This is a genomic window from Vibrio sp. MA40-2 (genome assembly GCF_047302445.1).
Taxonomy (GTDB): Bacteria; Pseudomonadota; Gammaproteobacteria; order Enterobacterales; family Vibrionaceae; genus Vibrio.
This window is the reverse complement of sequence record NZ_CP178627.1, coordinates 359,439-375,936: the sequence shown is the minus strand read 5'-3', so window position 1 is coordinate 375,936 and position 16,498 is coordinate 359,439. Positions and strand designations below refer to the sequence as shown.

The window sequence follows — 16,498 nt, the reverse complement described above, 5'->3', positions numbered from 1 at the left end:
TTTTGTTGTCTTACAGACATTTTGTTTTTACACACAATATGGATTAAGTGAAATATTATTTATAATCCTCGTTATTTGTTGGAACGTTTCGTTGACTGTTTCCATACGCATACTCACGATTGAGTCTCGAGGTGTTTTAAGGCGTACACAAAGTTGTACGTCTTTTGCATTTTATAATCTTCGAATATCTCTTATACTCCTTAGCCTATACAGGAGTACACTATGTCACAGCAGGTCCCAACCAATATTATCACTGGCTTTTTAGGCACAGGAAAAACAACCGCTATTTTAAGTTTGCTCAAACGAAAACCAAGTAACGAATCATGGGCGGTATTAGTTAACGAGTTTGGCGAAATCGGAATTGACGGCGCAATGCTTTCTGATAGTGGTGCATTCGTCAAGGAAGTACCAGGAGGATGTATGTGTTGTACTGCCGGCGTGCCTATGTCGGTCGGTGTAAATGCACTACTGCGTATGAAACCTGACAGGTTAATTATTGAACCCACTGGTTTAGGCCATCCTAAAGAAGTCATAGCGATCTTAACTTCACCACAGTACCGTGATTATGTTGATCTTAAGGCTACTATTGCGTTGGTTGATCCAAGTTATTTTTCTGATGATAGATATACCACTAATCAAAACTTCAATGACCAATTGGATAGTGCTGATATTGTTATTGCTAATAAAGCGGATACCAGTTCAGATTCAGACTTAGCAGAATTTCAAGCCTGGTTTGATAAACAACAACCGAGTAAAGCCGCCTCGAGTCTGGCCACTCAAGGGGAATTTGATTTGCAATTTCTGGATGTGGTTCGAAGTGAACAAAATCAACCTTCACATATCGAAACGCATCATCATGACCATGCCAGTATGGAGCCGCAATTTTCGATACCACCAGGTCAAAACTACAGTCGAAAAGAGAACAAAGGGCAGGGGTACTTTAGTTGTGGATGGTTATTTGCACCAGAAATAGTGTTCAGCTTTGACGATATGTTTTCAATGTTAAGTTCGTTAACAGCAGAACGAGTAAAGGGAGTGATCAACACTGAGAAAGGGTGTTTTGCCTACAATGTATCCAATGGCGTTGTGTCAGTAAATGAACTTTCATTAAGTGGTTTTGAATCACGAATTGAAGTTATTGATAGCTGTTTATTGCCGTGGGATCAATTGGAAGGCGTGCTATTACAACTAACAGAAATGTAATGCTCGAAAAATAGAATAATGAGAATTAACAATAGAGAGCTTGTGCCGAGCTCTCTATTGTTCAGCGATAATAATTACCTATTTGATAAAACAGAGTTAACGATGTTAACGTTTATTTCTTAAGTAACGCTTACGACGTTCTTCTTTTTTCTTTATCTGAGCTTCTTGTTTACGCGCTGTTTCAATTTCAACTTCAATCAATTCTTGAGTTATCATACTTGGTAACTCTAGTGTCACTTTACCTAATGTTCCGCTACGCAATTCATGCAACAAGATTTCCGATGCTTTATGGAGATCGACTCTGCCTCCCGCTCGTAAACAGCCACGTTTAGCGCCGATTGCTTCCATTAATTCAATTTCACTATCAGAGAGGCTATCAAGTTGATAACGCTCTTTTAACAGCTCTGGATACTGTTTGGCTAAATATTCAACGGTGTAAAATGCCACATCTTCATATTCCATTGCTGTATCTTTCACGGCACCAGTTGCTGCTAACCTGAAACCACTATGAGGGTTTTCTACCTTTGGCCATAAAATGCCAGGTGTGTCTGACAATACAATGCCATTTTGCAGGTTGATGCGCTGTTGTCGGCGTGTTACCGCTGGTTGATTACCCGTTTGTGCAATCGTTCGGCCTGCTAACGAATTGATAATGGTTGATTTACCGACGTTTGGAATACCCATAATCATAGTGCGAATGTTTTTTCCCATATCTTCACGATGAGGGGCAAGTTTACGACACAACTCCATGATTTTTTGCACTTCAGCAGGATTAGACGTGGTAATCGCCATGGCTTTAACGCCTTGCTCTTTCTCTAAGTGTTCGATCCAAAGTTGGGTTAACTCTGGATCAGATAGATCACGTTTATTTAAAACTTTGACACAAGGTTTGTCCCCACGAAGTGAAGATATCAATGGGTTCTCACTACTAAACGGTATTCGAGCATCTAAAACTTCAATAATGACATCGATCTGAGGAATAACTTCTTCAATTTCCTTACGAGCCTTGTGCATGTGGCCCGGAAACCATTGAATTGCGTTGTTAACCATTTGAGTTTATTACCTTTACGTTTTTATGTGTCGCTATGAAGTACTAACAATTGAAATGAACCTAGATAGTAGCAGCATTAGCAATTAAGAATTGTCGGCATTGTACCAGTAATGCTTTTTGAAAGACATTTGAAAGTATGCGATGAGAATTTATTACGAGGTAATTTGTACTAGATGCACCAAGTACAAGTGGAATGCAATACCGACCAAATAATAGCAGTAATTAAGTGGAGAATATCGAAAGCTGATAGAAACGATAGTTTGTTAAAATCAGCTGGTATTATGGTTTAGCTGCTATACGTTTTGAGAAACGCTTGGTGTCGCATCTGTTTCCTTTTTCGCCCAATAACCGGCGAGAACTGAACCACTAATGTTGTGCCAAACTGAAAAAATGGTCCCAGCAATTGCAGCGGTAGGTGCAAAGAATTTCATCGCTAACGCGGTCGCTAGGCCAGAATTTTGTAAGCCTACTTCGAAAGCAATCGTACGGCATATCTTTTCATCGAAACCAATTTTCTTTGGTATCCAATACCCCATCAACAAACCGATAGAATTATGCAGTACTACCGCTAACGCAACCATAGGGCCGACTTCAACCAGTTTTCCTGCATTTAGAGCAACAACAATAGCAATAATAACCACAATTGCTGTCATCGATATTAAAGGAAACACTGGGTTGAATTTCTCTATGTGTTGGTGGAACAAAGAATTGATGACGACACCGATTAATACAGGAACCAGTACTACTTTTATCAAACTAATGATCATACCTGTTACTGGGATATCGACCGCTTTGCCCGCTAAAGCCTCTACTAACAATGGCGTAAATATTACGCCTAGAAGTGTACTAATTGCGGTCATAGTGATAGAGAGTGCAACATCGCCTTTGGCTAAAAAACACATGACGTTACTGCTGGTGCCGCCAGCCACACAACCCACTAAAATTAAACCTACTGTCAAGTCGGCATCAAAGTTGAGTAATATCGCGATAGCGAGCGCAACCAAAGGCATAACGGAGAATTGCAAAATGATTCCAGTGGTTACGGCGCCGATATTATTACGAATATTACTAAAATCTTTAGGTCTTAAAGTTAAGCCCATTGCCAGCATAATAAGGGTTAGCAACGGAACGATGGCACTTTTTAATCCCACAAATAAGTTTGGCTGTAGGAAAGCAACCGTTGAAAAAAGAATCGCCCACAAAGGGAATAAATTGGTAAACATCCTGATCATATTATTATCCAGTTAATAAAGTTCTACGGGGGAGTGGCTATTGATAACATGCTTTACTTATTTACGCTAGTTTCTCGCATGATAGTTGGATATATCTTCTATAAATTAGTAGGTTATCAATAATTTTAGTCTCATAGCTCAGTATGGTGACCATACCATGTCTGTATGCTGCATTTAACTTGCTGGTGTTTATGAATCGATTAGTGTTAAGGAATCGGGTCGTTTCAGCTTGCCGGTTGGCTGTAACTAAACCAATTGTTGTCAATGTTAAAATCAAAACTATTATTGTTTTGTAACTCAATTTTGTGCATTTTTAGTTGAGCGTACAGTTGTGCGCTGATATTCTAGCGCACAACTGTTCTCTCAATTGATAAGGATAGCGGGAAAGGTTATGGATATAAGTAACAAACCACCGTTAATTTGGTTAAATGTTTTTGTTTTTGCACTAACAGCTATATTGGCGTTAGTTGCAGCCCCTGTATATGGATATTATCAAGGTTATGGATGGGAGCATGCAATTTGGCTAGCTATTGCTTACAGTTTTTGTAACTTATCTATTACCGCTGGCTACCATCGTTTATGGGCGCATAAAGCCTATCAATCACACGCAGCTTTACGTTATATTTACGCGATAGGTGGCGCATTTGCTTTACAAAATAGTGCATTGCACTGGGCGTCAGATCATCGTCCACATCATAAATTTGTCGACCACACAGATAAAGACCCTTATGCAGCAACCAGAGGTTTTTGGTATTCGCATATAGGTTGGATGTTGAGAAATTATTCTGAACAGGATTATGACGATTACAGTAATTGTCGCGATCTACAAAAAGATAACGTGGTTATGTGGCAACACAAGCATTACTTATCGCTGGCGTTACTGACTAATCTTGGTATACCAATTCTGCTCGGTCTTATTTATCAAGACGTGGTAGGTATGTTACTCATTGTTGGTGCTCTGCGGTTATTTTTGAGTCACCACTCCACCTTCTTCATTAATTCATTAGCTCATATATGGGGTTCACAACCTTACACCACCAAAAATACCGCACGTGACAATGGATTTTTAGCTATTTTGACGTTTGGCGAAGGCTATCACAACTTCCACCATATTTTTGAAAGTGACTATCGCAATGGGATTTACTGGTGGCAGTACGATCCAACCAAATGGTTAATTAAAGGCTGTTCGTGGTTAGGGTTAGCTACCAACCTAAGAGTCACACCAACACTAAGAATTGAAAAAGCCAAAGCGTTAGCTTTACTAAGCAAAGCAAAAAGCAATTTGGATACGCAACCTCATAACGCTCAAATAAAGGTTCGTTTGCAAGATGAATGTGAGTTGTTGGTCAAATATATGAACGATTATTACGATATTAAGAAAAAACTACTGGAAGGCAAAAAAGAGACGTTAATTAAACATTACGAACACTCTGTTTTAAAAGTAGAATACGAGCAAATTAAGATACGTTTTTACCAACAACAAGTGTCTTGGAATCAGATGGTAAAACAGTATGCATAAGCGGTTTCATGTATAGCCGTTATTTTCTAGCGTGAAGCTAGCATTGTGGATGTTAACAATAAAAAACCAGAACTCGATAACGTTCTGGTTTTTTTGACTTGTTGTGTATTCATTACGTGTAATTATAAGCATTCTTATAAGTGCGCTTATGCATATTTAATTGTTACCAATGAACTTTACACTTGAATTTATTAAGGTTTTTAAAAGGTCCAGCTTATAAGACTAATAGGCAGTTCCTAATTTAATTTACTGCAATTAACCTGTAATCTAGACGTCTTAAAGTCTTGAGTATCGAACTAAGTTACTATACATTACTAATGTTACCCGTAACGCAGTGCTTGACTGAACGAATGCCTTTGATGTTTTGGTCGTATATATTTGATAAAACCGACCCTAGGCTACAGACTCAAAAATGTTTCAATTAACAGTTAACAACTGTATGAGAGTACTATGAACAATATAGAAGATATAGTGAATCCAGAAAACAATACTATTGTAATATTCGGTGCTTCTGGCGATTTAACTCATCGAAAACTAATTCCTGCCTTGTATCATTTGTTTGCTAATAAAATGTTACCAGAAGACTTTGCCATACTTGGTGTCAGTAGAACGTCATTTGATGACGCAAGCTTCAAGGCTAAATTAAAACAATCATTGATTGATAATGAAAAAGTCGATCTTGAATTACTTGATGTATTTTGTGAACACTTATACTACGTGGCCATTAATACTTCTGAAACGAGTGAATACGCCATATTGAAAGATAAACTGTCGTCTATTAAAGACAAGCATCACACAAATGGTAATACAGTTTATTATCTCTCAACTCCGCCTAGTCTATACGGAATTATTCCAGAATGTTTAGCCGAAAATGGCCTAAATGATGAAACAGAAGGCTGGAAAAACTTAATCATAGAGAAACCATTTGGTTATGATTTAGAGTCTGCACAAAATCTTGATAAACAAATCCACGCTTGTTTTAAAGAGCACCAAATCTATCGTATCGATCATTACCTTGGTAAAGAAACCGTGCAAAACTTGCTAGTTATGCGCTTTTCTAACGCCATGTTCGAACCGTTATGGAATATGAGATTTATTGACCACGTTGAAATTACTTCTGCCGAATTTTTAGGAGTAGAAGAGCGCGGTGGTTATTACGATGGTGCGGGTGCGGTTAGAGATATGTTCCAAAACCATTTGTTGCAAGTGCTTGCAATGGTTGGAATGGAACCACCTGCAGTTATTAATGCCGATTCTATCCGAGATGAAGCCGTTAAAGTGATGCAATGTTTTAGGCCGTTAAGTGAAGATGACCTACAGAACAATCTTGTATTAGGCCAATATACAGAGTCCGTAGTTCGTGGCAATTTATTACCAGGATACAGAGAAGAACACGGTGTTTCTGATGACTCACGTACCGAAACTTACGTTGGTCTGAAAATGTTTATTGATAACTGGCGTTGGGCTGGTGTGCCTTTTTATGTCCGCACTGGCAAGCGTTTACCAACTCGAGTAACCGAAGTTGTCATCCACTTTAAAAATACTCCGCATCCAGTATTTGGTATTAACGCACCGGAAAATAAACTGATTATCCGTATTCAACCTGATGAAGGCATATTACTCAGTTTCGGCCTGAAAAAGCCAGGTGCAGGTTTTGAAGCAAAAGAAGTATCGATGGATTTCCATTACGATGACCTAGAAGAAAGCAATATGCTTACTGCCTATGAGAGGCTGATATTAGACTGTATGAAGGGTGATGCCACTTTATTTGCTCGTTCGGATGCGGTTGAAGCTTGTTGGGAGTTCGTGCAACCAATTCTAGATTATAAAGAAAACCTAGAGCATTTATTTGGCTATGCAGCGGGCACTTGGGGACCGATAGAGGCTGATAAGTTACTTACCGATGATGGCCGTAAATGGCGTTTCCCATGTAAAAACTTAACTAACACCGATTATTGTGAATTATAAATATGAACTATAAAGTATTCAAAACTCCTGAAAATGTTGTTAAATCTCTTGCTGATACGATGCAAGAACTGAGCTTAGAGAATCGAGCCATCCATATTTCACTTTCAGGTGGAAGCACGCCTAAGTTGTTATTTAAAACACTTGCCGCTGCGCCTTATAATCAATCAATTGAGTGGAAAAATCTCCACTTCTGGTGGGGAGATGAACGATGTGTGGCGCCAACCGATCCAGAGAGTAACTATGGTGAAGCTCATTCACTGTTATTCAGTGTTGTTGATATCCCTGAACAAAATATCCACAGAATTATTGGTGAAGATGATCCTCAAGCAGAAGTATTGCGATTTTCTGCCGAAATGGAGCAAGTTATTAGCCAGAAAAATGGTTTGCCGGAATTTGATTGGATTTTACTAGGTATGGGAACAGACGGTCATACTGCCTCTTTATTTCCAAATCAAACTGATTTTTCTGAGCAAGCTATTGCCGTGGTTGCAACCCACCCAGAAAGTGGCCAAGTGCGAGTGTCCAAAAGCGCGAGATTATTAGAAAACGCCAAGCGATTAACCTATCTTGTGTTGGGTGAAAGTAAAGCTGAAATATTACGAGAAATAGAAACGACGCCAGCAGATGAATTGATTTATCCTGCGGCAAAAATTCAATCAAACCATGGTCAGACGGAATGGTTTTTAGATTTACAGGCAGCAAAAATGCTGACGAAAGGAGAGTAAAGAATGAAAGGTGATATCGGTGTAATCGGCTTAGCGGTTATGGGACAGAATTTAATCCTTAATATGAATGACCATGGCTTTAACGTTGTTGCATATAATCGTACCGTATCTAAAGTTGATGAATTTATTGAAGGGCCAGCTAAGGGAACCAATATTGTTGGCGCATCTTCAATGCAAGATTTAGTTGATAAATTAGCCTCGCCTAGAAAAGTAATGTTAATGGTAAGAGCTGGTGACGTTGTCGATCAGTTTATTGATCAACTCGTTCCTTTGTTAGATGTAGGCGATATTATCATTGATGGTGGTAACTCAAATTATCCAGATACTAATCGTCGCGTTGCGTCACTTAAAGATAAAGGGATCCATTTTGTCGGTACTGGTGTATCTGGCGGTGAAGAAGGGGCTCGATTTGGACCTTCAATCATGCCTGGTGGTTCGCCAGAAGCATGGCCATTTGTTAAGCCTATTTTCCAAGCGATTTCTGCAAAAACAGAATCAGGTGAAGCATGTTGTGATTGGGTTGGTAAAGATGGGTCTGGCCACTTTGTTAAAATGGTGCACAATGGGATTGAATACGGTGATATGCAACTTATAAGTGAAGCTTATCACTTTATGAAAGAAGGTTTACAGTTATCTCATCAAGAGATGCAAGCCATTTTCGAAGAGTGGAAGTCAACAGAATTAGATAGCTACCTTATTGATATCACCACCGATATTCTTGGATATAAAGATGAAGATGGTGAGCCACTGGTTGAGAAAATTCTTGATTCAGCTGGTCAGAAAGGTACCGGTAAATGGACAGGGATCAATGCACTGGATCTAGGTATTCCTTTAACTTTAATCACAGAGTCTGTTTTCGCTCGCTGTCTTTCTTCACTCAAAGAGCAAAGAGTTGATGCTGAAGCACTATTCGGTAAAACCATTGCTCCGATTGAAGGTGATAAGAAGGAGTGGGTTGAAGCAATTAGACAAGCGCTTTTAGCTTCAAAAATCATCTCTTACGCTCAAGGTTTTATGTTAATTCGTGAAGCTTCAGAAGAGAATAATTGGGATCTTAACTTTGGTAACGTTGCATTAATGTGGCGTGGTGGCTGTATTATCCGTAGTGCTTTCTTGGGTAATATTCGTGACGCGTACCAAACCAATCCTGACATTCAATTCTTAGGTTCAGATTTGTACTTTAAAGAAATCTTGATGTCTTCGATGCCGGCTTGGCGTAAAGTTGCTTCTAAAGCAATGGAGATCGGTTTGCCTATGCCAACGATGACTTCTGCATTGACGTTCCTTGATGGTTATACAACATCACGTCTTCCAGCAAATATGATCCAAGCACAACGTGATTATTTTGGCGCACATACTTATCAGCGCATCGACCAACCAAGTGGTGAGTTTTTCCACACTAATTGGACTGGGACTGGTGGTGATACAGCGTCAACGACCTACGACGTTTAATCAATCGTTACCTTATATCAGTTAATTAAGGTTTAGGTTTAAAAAAGGGATGTGGCTTATGAGCCACATCCCTTTTTAGTCAACTTGTTTTAACTCAAAGTGTTACGCTTACGTCCCGCAAATTTAAACGTATGATAAAGTCGGAATCTAAAAATTGAAACGGGTTTGAACCATCAATTGACTACCATAAACACCATTGTTAAGTAGTGAAGCGCCAACAACAAGCTGCTGGGTAGAATGGAATCTAGCACCACCTTCCCAAATGAAATGTGTTTCGTCACTGTCGACCAGCATGCCTGCCTTACCATGTAGTTCTATATTTTCTAAAAACCACATTCTAAGACCAAAGTTAAATTCAGGTAGAATATCATCGCCAATTATATCGTTGCCGTCATCTTTTACATTATGAACTAACATTTGCCCGGTAATATCAAAAAACTGATCGATAGGGCCATTAAAACCAATACCACCAGCGAAATCATAGTCGCCTTCAAATTCACTATCGGCACGGAGAATAAAATGAGCATTTTCCATAAACTGCATGCTATACCCCACACCATAGGTTGTTGGCCCAACACCCAACCTAAAGTCTAACGTGTTGTAGAGAAAATTGTTTGCCGAAGCATTACCGATTGAACATAAGCATAAACTTATCAGTGCAAGTGTGCGAGCCGTAGTTGACATGAAAACTCCATTTACGAATTAGGCGTTATTATTTATGTTTAGCAAATTATATGCCAATGTTTATTGCATTGTTCTTTCCTTTGTACAACTGACTTCGTAATAATAAGTTGGGACTAAAAAGTTGTTTTTTTGACGCCACTAGATAGATGGTAATTATTTGACGTATTATTGACGTAGTCGTTAAGCATTTTATTGTTGATTAATTTCGTCAATATTTTGATTTTTGCTTTGACAACAGCTCTTATCCCACCAGCGTATTGGTTCACGGATAATTGGTATTACCTGTTAATTTTAGTCATAACTCTAATTAAACACTAGTTTTGGCGAAAAATAATCACGATTTGGTTATCATAGCCAATCAGCGCAACCAGATAGAACGCAATTGAAAGGAAAACAATGATTAAACACATCGCCTTGCTGTTAATGTGGGCTTGTTTAGCGTTTAATGCTAAAGCCGAACAGACGCGGATCAACATTTATGCTGCCGCCTCGATGACCAATGTTATTTCTCAACTTGCCGAGGATTATTCTCAAAAGACGGGAACTCAAGTTGTAACCATTTTTGCCGGATCCTCATCTTTAGCAAGGCAAATTCAAAACGGCGCGCCTGCGGATATATTTATTTCTGCCAATAACAAATGGGTAGATTACCTAGTTGAAAAAGACGTAATTACCAAAGAGCACGTGCAAAAATTAGTGGAAAATGAGTTGATTTTAGTCAGCCCTAGTTCAAGACCCGTTGACGAATTTGATCTGTCGGATGCGGACCAATGGCGAGAGTTGTTGACCCATGAAAGGTTGGCTCTAGGACAGACCGAATCTGTACCTGCCGGAATTTATGCTAAGGAGTCACTGATTAATTTAGGTGTATGGCAACAAATAAACAACAGAATAGCACCAACTAATTCGGTTCGATCCGCATTAGCCTTAGTTGAAAGAGGTGAAGCAGGGGTTGGCATTGTGTATAAAACAGATATTTTTCAAAATGATAAAGTAAAATTGGTTGCTGACTTTGCTAGTTCACTGCACCAACCTATTATTTATCCGCTTGCACTACTAAATGATCAACCAGAAGTAAGTGCATTTGCCCAATATTTATTGAGTGATGAAGCTAAACAAGTGTTTGTTCTATTTGGATTTTATTAATTCTCGGATGCAAATAATTATGCCTATTCGTCGTCAGGATAAATGGATTAAAAACGGAGTGATGAATCTTGTCTGACTTTGAAATACAAGCGCTCATTTTGAGTATGAAAATTGCCTTTGTTGCGGTTATCGGATTAATTCCTATCGGAATTTTATTAGCGTGGTTGTTAGCTAAAAAAAATTTCGTAGGCAAGCGGTTGTTAGATAGTGTTATTCATCTTCCTTTAGTTCTGCCACCGGTTGTGATTGGCTACTTATTACTGGTTTTAATGGGTAGAGAAGGTGTTATTGGTTCCTTTTTACTTGAAACGTTTGGTATTAGCTTTAGTTTTAGTTGGCGTGGTGCGGCTTTAGCTTCTGCGGTTGTCGCGTTACCTTTGATGGTTCGTGCGGTTCGATTAAGTATTGAATTGGTCGATCCTAAATTAGAACAAGCAGCAAGAACATTGGGCGCATCGTCTTTTAAAGTGTTTTATACCATTACCTTGCCATTAACATTGCCCGGTATTGTAACGGGTACCATGCTTTCCTTTGCTCGAAGTTTGGGAGAATTTGGTGCCACAATTACATTTGTTTCTAATATCCCAGCAGAAACACAAACCTTACCTTTAGCGATGTATAGTTTTATTGAAACGCCCGGCGCAGAATTTGCTGCTGCTCGTTTATGTGTCATTTCTATTGCCGTGGCTTTAGTGTCGCTATTTATTTCTGATTGGTTAAGCCGTCGGACTCAAAAACGGTTAGGGAATGTAAAAGCACAATGATTAATATAAAATTAAACCACAAGCTTGGTGATATTTGTCTCGACGTGAATGAAAGTATTCCATCCCGTGGTATCACCGCAATATTTGGTCGTTCCGGCTCAGGAAAAACGTCACTGATTAACGCAATAGCAGGTTTGATTGTACCAGACCGCGGTCAAATAACCGTCAGAGAAAAGCGGCTATTTGATGATAAAACCAACCTTAATGTTGCAGTCAACAAGCGTAATATTGGTTATGTATTTCAGGATGCAAGACTGTTTCCTCATTATCGCGTCAAGGCTAACTTACTCTATGGTGCAAAGAGTTCTATCGAGCAGACAATGTTTGATCGTATTGTCGATCTACTCAATTTGTCACATTTATTAAAACGTTACCCTGCTGAGCTTTCTGGTGGAGAGAAGCAACGGGTTGCCATTGCGCGGGCACTATTTTCTCAGCCAGATATGTTATTGATGGACGAGCCATTGGCCTCTTTAGATTTACCAAGGAAGAAAGAGGTCATGCCGTTTCTAGAAAAACTAGCGCAAGAGGTCGATATTCCGATTTTGTATGTGACGCATAGCTTGAGTGAAATACTTCGCTTAGCCGATCACATTATACTGTTAGAGCAAGGGCGAGTTGTAACCAGTGGTCGCTTAGAAAATATTTGGGGCTCTGATGTAATGCGACCTTGGCAACCTTTTTCGGAACAAAGCTCATTATTTGAGGTAAGGTTACAATGCCATCATGACAAATATGCACTTTCGCAAGTCAGTTTGAATAAGCAAACAAGTTTGTGGGTTCAACGTGTGCATCAACCGCTAAATTCGGCGTTACGCCTGCAGATTAGAGCTAATGACGTGTCCATCACGTTAACAAGAGCACAGCAAACTTCCATTCGTAACATTTTGTCCGCTAAAATTACCACAATCACCCCTATAGAAGCAGAACAAGGCGAGCAGAACATGGCGGTAAAACTCGACCTTGGCAATGATTGTTATTTGGTTGCCAATATCACTCGATGGGCATTTGATGAGTTAGCTCTTATTGAAGGACAAGCGGTGTTTGCACAGATAAAAGGAGTAAGTGTGACGCAAAAAGATTTGGCGATGAAACCTGCAGTTATCGCTAATGTACTATAGAAATGCTGCTATAGAGATCACTTGATAGACCTGTTGAGATAAATAGGTTGGCAAAGGGATTGAAGTCGATTTTATGTCTTTCAATCCCGTGTTGTTTTTAGATTATCGACTTCATCTATTACTGGATTGTAATTATTTGTTAAGTGCAGTATCAAGCCATTGATTAAACTGAGTCTTTGCCACCGCACCATTTAACATGTCTATTTGTTTACCATTTTTAAATAGCATTATCGTAGGAATACTTCTTATTCTATATTGACCAGCAATTGTTTGATTGGCTTCGGTATCAACTTTCACAAATCTCATTGACCCCATTCTTTCGCTAGCGACATCTTGAAAAACAGGTGCAAAACCAACGCATGGATTACACCAAGGGGCCCAAAAATCAATCACTACAGGTTGCTCTGATGTTAAAAGGGCGGCCAAGTTTGCTTCTGTACCTTCTATTGGTTTTCCGTCGAATAGGGCAGATTTACATTTCCCACACGTAGCCGCTTCTGAAACCCGTTGTAACGGAACTCGGTTGAGACCGTTGCACGATGGGCATCGGGTGTTGAATGCTGTCATTATTTTCTCCTTTAAATTCACTCTTATAACTGAGCGTATATCAGCGTATACTTGTATAGTATAATCAAACACAAAAAAATAACATACGAGCAGGAGATTATATGGCGCAGCACTATGCAGAAATAACGGGGTGGGGAAAGTGTATCCCTCCAGCGGTTTTATCGAACGATGATCTTAGTACTTTTTTACAAACGTCCGATGATTGGATCCGCTCCCGCACCGGTATAGAAAATCGTCGTATAAGTCATGTCGATACATCTGAACTGGCAACAGTGGCTGCAAAACAAGCACTAGCGTGTGCAGGTATTACAGCCGATCAGCTTGATGTAATTATTGTCGCAACGTGTTCTGCTGATTCGCTTATTCCCAATATAGCGTCTAAAGTTCAACAAAACCTTGGTGTTGTTGGGGCCGCAGCTTTTGATTTGAACGCGGCCTGTACCGGGTTTGTTTACGGGTTGGAAACGGCCACTCGCTTAATTCAAGCCGGTAACTATAAACACGCACTGGTTATTGGTGCAGAAAGATTGTCGTTTTTTATAGATTGGAGTCAACGAGATACGGCAGTACTTTTTGGAGATGGAGCAGGTGCGGCTATATTGAGTCGAACAGAGCAACCACTTGGATTACAGCAGGCGCGTATTGGCTGTGACTCGGCTGGCCGTGATATTTTATCCGTGCCTAAATTCGGTACGAGTATGGATCGATTTGCTGCGGAAAATGGCTATTTTGATTTTAACTTTATTGGACGAGATATCTTCAAACGCGCAGTGAAAGGAATGGGAGGAGCCGCACAAACCGTTTTGCACTCGTCCGGTTTAAAAATCGAAGATATTGATGTACTTATTCCTCATCAAGCGAATATTCGTATTATTCAAACGCTAGCTGATTTGGCGGGTATCGATCAACAGCGTGCTTTTGTTAATATACAAAAATATGGTAATACGTCCGCAGCGACAGTGCCTATTGCATTATGTGAAGCGGTGGAACAAGGTAAAATTAAAGCGGGTGATAACATTTTACTAGCAGCATTTGGTGCGGGATTAACTTGGGGTGCGGGCTTAGTTAAATGGGGTGATAGAGTCACAGCGATTAATCAAAGCGATGCAGCACTTCCTCCATGTGATAAAACCGCCTTACAACTGATAGCCGATAATAAAAATCACTGCTTTAACCGACCAGAATAGAGTAGTAGTCGACTTAATAAAGCAGAAATTTTAGTAAAACAGACAGGTTCTGCAAATAGCTTTGTCAACCTACTGATTATTTGTAACAAGCCCACTTGGGGCTTGTTACATTTTGGTCAAACCAAACTTACTGTTGTGCAAATATAACGGTTCTGTAGCCACCAATTAAATTACGTGCTTTATAACCATTATTTACTAATTGACGGTAAGCGACGTTACCGCGTAACCCTACAGCGCATAAGATTATGATTTCTTTATCTTTATCCAACTCATTTATGCGATGTCTCAGCTCATCTACTGGGATGTTGATTGCACCTGAAAGAGTACCAAACTGTTCTATTTCTTCATGTACACGTACATCTAAAATTATGTGATTGTCTGTTAAGGTATCTAACTCATCGAAATGAATTGCTTTGGCATCGCCATTTTCAATATTGTTGGCTACAAATGCAGCCTGATTAATCACATCTTTTGCACTTCCGAATGGTGGAGCATAGGTAAGTTCAAGATGTTGTAGTTGGTCAATAGTCATTCCAGCTCGTTGAGCTACCGCCATAATATCAATACGCTTATCGACACCGTCTTTACCTGCTGCTTGAGCACCAAGAATTTTCTTTGTGTCTGGACAATAAAGCATCTTAAATGAAACAATCTCCGCACCCGGATAATAGCTCGCATGACTAGCAGTATGTACATACACTTTTTTGTACGGAATGCCTTCACGCTTTAGAGTTTTCTCATTCTTACCAGTAGAAGCAACGGCTAAATCGAAGATCTTACAAATGGCGGTTCCTTGTGTTCCCTGGTAAGTTTGCTCGCGGCCAAACATGTTGTCAGCCGCCATTCGACCTTGACGGTTTGCAGGACCAGCAAGCGGAACGATAGTGGGATTACCTGTAATAAAATCGGCTTCTTCAATTGCATCGCCCACTGCATAAATAGATGGATCGCTGGTTTGCATTGTTGGCGCAGTCCAAATACCACCTAGATCTCCTATTTTTAAACCTGCTTCTTGAGCTAGTTTGATTTCTGGTCGAACGCCAATCGCCATAACCAGTATTTCAGTCTGGATTATTTCACCATTGCTTAGGTTGAGATTCAAGTGTCCTTGAATATGAGGGTGTTGGTCTACTTCTCCGCTTTCAATGTTTGGTACGTGCGGTTGTTGAATATATTCCACTGCTTCTAGTGCAACGCCCAAACGTAAATCGACGCCTTTTTCTTTAATTTCAGCGTGAGCAAAGCCTGCCATTTCACGGTCAACAGGTGTCATAACTTGGTCAGCTAGTTCTACAAGAGTCGTTTTAATACCAAGTTGATGGAACGCTTCCATCATTTCTAAGCCAATAAAACCACCACCAACAACCGTGGCATGTTCTGGGCGGTTCATGCGGATAGTATTTAGGATCTTATCCATATCTGGAATATTGCGCAGAGAATGCGTAATAGGGTTGTTGATGCCAGGGATAGGGGGAACAATTGGGCCTGCGCCAGGGCTTAGTACTAAGAAATCGTAGCTTTCAGTATATTCAGAGCCGTCTAGTACGTTCTTAACAGTAACGGATTTGTTTGCTTTATCGATGCTAACAACTTCGCTCATTGTACGAACATCAACATTGAATCTTGCAAGGAAACTCTGCGGGGTTTGCAGCAGTAAGTTTGCTCTTTCGGTGATATCGCCGCCTATATGATAAGGTAAGCCGCAATTGGCAAACGAAACAAATTCACCACGCTCAAACATAATAATTTCAGCATTTTCGCTAAGACGACGAGCACGAGCAGCTGCAGACGCGCCACCTGCTACTCCACCAATGATGACTATTTTTGTCATTGTTAATAACTCCAAATTATATAAAAAGATAAACAATAACTACGCAAT

At 39.9% G+C, this 16,498-nt stretch carries 14 protein-coding genes; 9 read left to right on the top strand and 5 right to left on the bottom strand.

The features are described from left to right. The first annotated feature begins 222 nt into the window (after positions 1–222). On the top strand, positions 223–1,203 hold the full coding sequence (locus ACLKML_RS01590; protein WP_413283343.1) for a CobW family GTP-binding protein: 981 nt from the start codon (positions 223–225) through the stop codon (positions 1,201–1,203). 105 nt (positions 1,204–1,308) lie between these two features. Here the strand turns inward: ACLKML_RS01590 and ylqF are convergent, their stop codons facing one another. Together ylqF and ACLKML_RS01580 are read right to left on the bottom strand one after the other, a co-directional pair. Then, positions 1,309–2,253, bottom strand: coding sequence for a ribosome biogenesis GTPase YlqF (gene ylqF, locus ACLKML_RS01585; protein ID WP_317715892.1), 945 nt, complete (start codon positions 2,251–2,253; stop codon positions 1,309–1,311). Positions 2,254–2,547: 294 nt separating this feature from the next. Continuing rightward, positions 2,548–3,486, bottom strand: coding sequence for a bile acid:sodium symporter family protein (locus ACLKML_RS01580; RefSeq protein WP_413283342.1), 939 nt, complete (start codon positions 3,484–3,486; stop codon positions 2,548–2,550). Positions 3,487–3,877: 391 nt separating this feature from the next. Here ACLKML_RS01580 and ACLKML_RS01575 point away from each other — a divergent pair, with 391 nt between their 5' ends. From ACLKML_RS01575 to gnd, 4 genes are all read left to right on the top strand, one after another. After that, on the top strand, positions 3,878–5,005 hold the full coding sequence (locus ACLKML_RS01575) for an acyl-CoA desaturase (protein WP_413283341.1): 1,128 nt from the start codon (positions 3,878–3,880) through the stop codon (positions 5,003–5,005). 468 nt (positions 5,006–5,473) lie between these two features. Beyond that, positions 5,474–6,973, top strand: a complete 1,500-nt coding sequence (zwf, locus tag ACLKML_RS01570; protein WP_413283714.1) for a glucose-6-phosphate dehydrogenase — start codon at positions 5,474–5,476, stop codon at positions 6,971–6,973. Positions 6,974–6,975: 2 nt separating this feature from the next. Further along, the gene (gene pgl, locus ACLKML_RS01565) at positions 6,976–7,698 is read left to right on the top strand and encodes a 6-phosphogluconolactonase (RefSeq protein ID WP_413283340.1); all 723 of its coding nucleotides are present in this window, start codon (positions 6,976–6,978) and stop codon (positions 7,696–7,698) included. 3 nt (positions 7,699–7,701) lie between these two features. After that, positions 7,702–9,150 (top strand): decarboxylating NADP(+)-dependent phosphogluconate dehydrogenase, encoded by a 1,449-nt coding sequence (gene gnd, locus ACLKML_RS01560; protein WP_413283339.1) that lies wholly within the window; start codon positions 7,702–7,704, stop codon positions 9,148–9,150. Positions 9,151–9,297: 147 nt separating this feature from the next. Here the strand turns inward: gnd and ACLKML_RS01555 are convergent, their stop codons facing one another. Continuing rightward, on the bottom strand, positions 9,298–9,834 hold the full coding sequence (locus ACLKML_RS01555) for a hypothetical protein (RefSeq protein WP_413283338.1): 537 nt from the start codon (positions 9,832–9,834) through the stop codon (positions 9,298–9,300). 396 nt (positions 9,835–10,230) lie between these two features. On the opposite strand from ACLKML_RS01555, the gene modA reads away from it, so the two are divergent. The 3 genes from modA (at position 10,231) to modC (ending at position 12,865) form a co-directional block, all read left to right on the top strand. Next, the gene (gene modA, locus ACLKML_RS01550) at positions 10,231–10,980 is read left to right on the top strand and encodes a molybdate ABC transporter substrate-binding protein (protein WP_413283337.1); all 750 of its coding nucleotides are present in this window, start codon (positions 10,231–10,233) and stop codon (positions 10,978–10,980) included. A 104-nt stretch (positions 10,981–11,084) separates the two neighbouring features. Continuing rightward, complete coding sequence (gene modB, locus ACLKML_RS01545; protein ID WP_413283713.1) at positions 11,085–11,744, top strand: molybdate ABC transporter permease subunit; 660 nt, start codon at positions 11,085–11,087, stop codon at positions 11,742–11,744. After that, a complete protein-coding gene (modC, locus tag ACLKML_RS01540; protein WP_413283336.1) occupies positions 11,741–12,865 on the top strand; it encodes a molybdenum ABC transporter ATP-binding protein ModC in 1,125 nt (374 codons plus the stop codon). The genes modB and modC overlap by 4 nt, the downstream gene beginning before the upstream one ends. Before the next feature lie 132 nt (positions 12,866–12,997). On the opposite strand, the gene trxC is transcribed toward modC, so the two are convergent. Further along, the gene (gene trxC, locus ACLKML_RS01535) at positions 12,998–13,432 is read right to left on the bottom strand and encodes a thioredoxin TrxC (protein ID WP_413283335.1); all 435 of its coding nucleotides are present in this window, start codon (positions 13,430–13,432) and stop codon (positions 12,998–13,000) included. Positions 13,433–13,533: 101 nt separating this feature from the next. Here trxC and ACLKML_RS01530 point away from each other — a divergent pair, with 101 nt between their 5' ends. Then, positions 13,534–14,619 carry a ketoacyl-ACP synthase III gene (locus ACLKML_RS01530; protein ID WP_413283334.1) on the top strand — a complete coding sequence of 362 codons (1,086 nt, stop codon included), beginning with the start codon at positions 13,534–13,536 and terminating at the stop codon, positions 14,617–14,619. A gap of 127 nt (positions 14,620–14,746) precedes the next feature. On the opposite strand, the gene ACLKML_RS01525 is transcribed toward ACLKML_RS01530, so the two are convergent. Further along, entirely contained in the window at positions 14,747–16,450 is a 1,704-nt protein-coding gene (locus ACLKML_RS01525) for an FAD-dependent oxidoreductase (protein WP_413283333.1), read from the bottom strand. Positions 16,451–16,498 lie beyond the last annotated feature (48 nt).

Bases quoted from the DNA above. Each gene is read 5' to 3' on its own strand.
- ACLKML_RS01525 (WP_413283333.1), bottom strand. From the start codon at position 16,450: ATGACAAAAATAGTCATCATTGGTGGAGTAGCAGGTGGCGCGTCTGCA.
- ACLKML_RS01575 (WP_413283341.1), top strand. From the start codon at position 3,878: ATGGATATAAGTAACAAACCACCGTTAATTTGGTTAAATGTTTTTGTT.
- ACLKML_RS01530 (WP_413283334.1), top strand. From the start codon at position 13,534: ATGGCGCAGCACTATGCAGAAATAACGGGGTGGGGAAAGTGTATCCCT.
- modA (WP_413283337.1), top strand. From the start codon at position 10,231: ATGATTAAACACATCGCCTTGCTGTTAATGTGGGCTTGTTTAGCGTTT.
- gnd (WP_413283339.1), top strand. From the start codon at position 7,702: ATGAAAGGTGATATCGGTGTAATCGGCTTAGCGGTTATGGGACAGAAT.
- ACLKML_RS01580 (WP_413283342.1), bottom strand. From the start codon at position 3,486: ATGATCAGGATGTTTACCAATTTATTCCCTTTGTGGGCGATTCTTTTT.
- ylqF (WP_317715892.1), bottom strand. From the start codon at position 2,253: ATGGTTAACAACGCAATTCAATGGTTTCCGGGCCACATGCACAAGGCT.
- modB (WP_413283713.1), top strand. From the start codon at position 11,085: ATGAAAATTGCCTTTGTTGCGGTTATCGGATTAATTCCTATCGGAATT.
- trxC (WP_413283335.1), bottom strand. From the start codon at position 13,432: ATGACAGCATTCAACACCCGATGCCCATCGTGCAACGGTCTCAACCGA.
- ACLKML_RS01590 (WP_413283343.1), top strand. From the start codon at position 223: ATGTCACAGCAGGTCCCAACCAATATTATCACTGGCTTTTTAGGCACA.
- ACLKML_RS01555 (WP_413283338.1), bottom strand. From the start codon at position 9,834: ATGTCAACTACGGCTCGCACACTTGCACTGATAAGTTTATGCTTATGT.
- modC (WP_413283336.1), top strand. From the start codon at position 11,741: ATGATTAATATAAAATTAAACCACAAGCTTGGTGATATTTGTCTCGAC.
- pgl (WP_413283340.1), top strand. From the start codon at position 6,976: ATGAACTATAAAGTATTCAAAACTCCTGAAAATGTTGTTAAATCTCTT.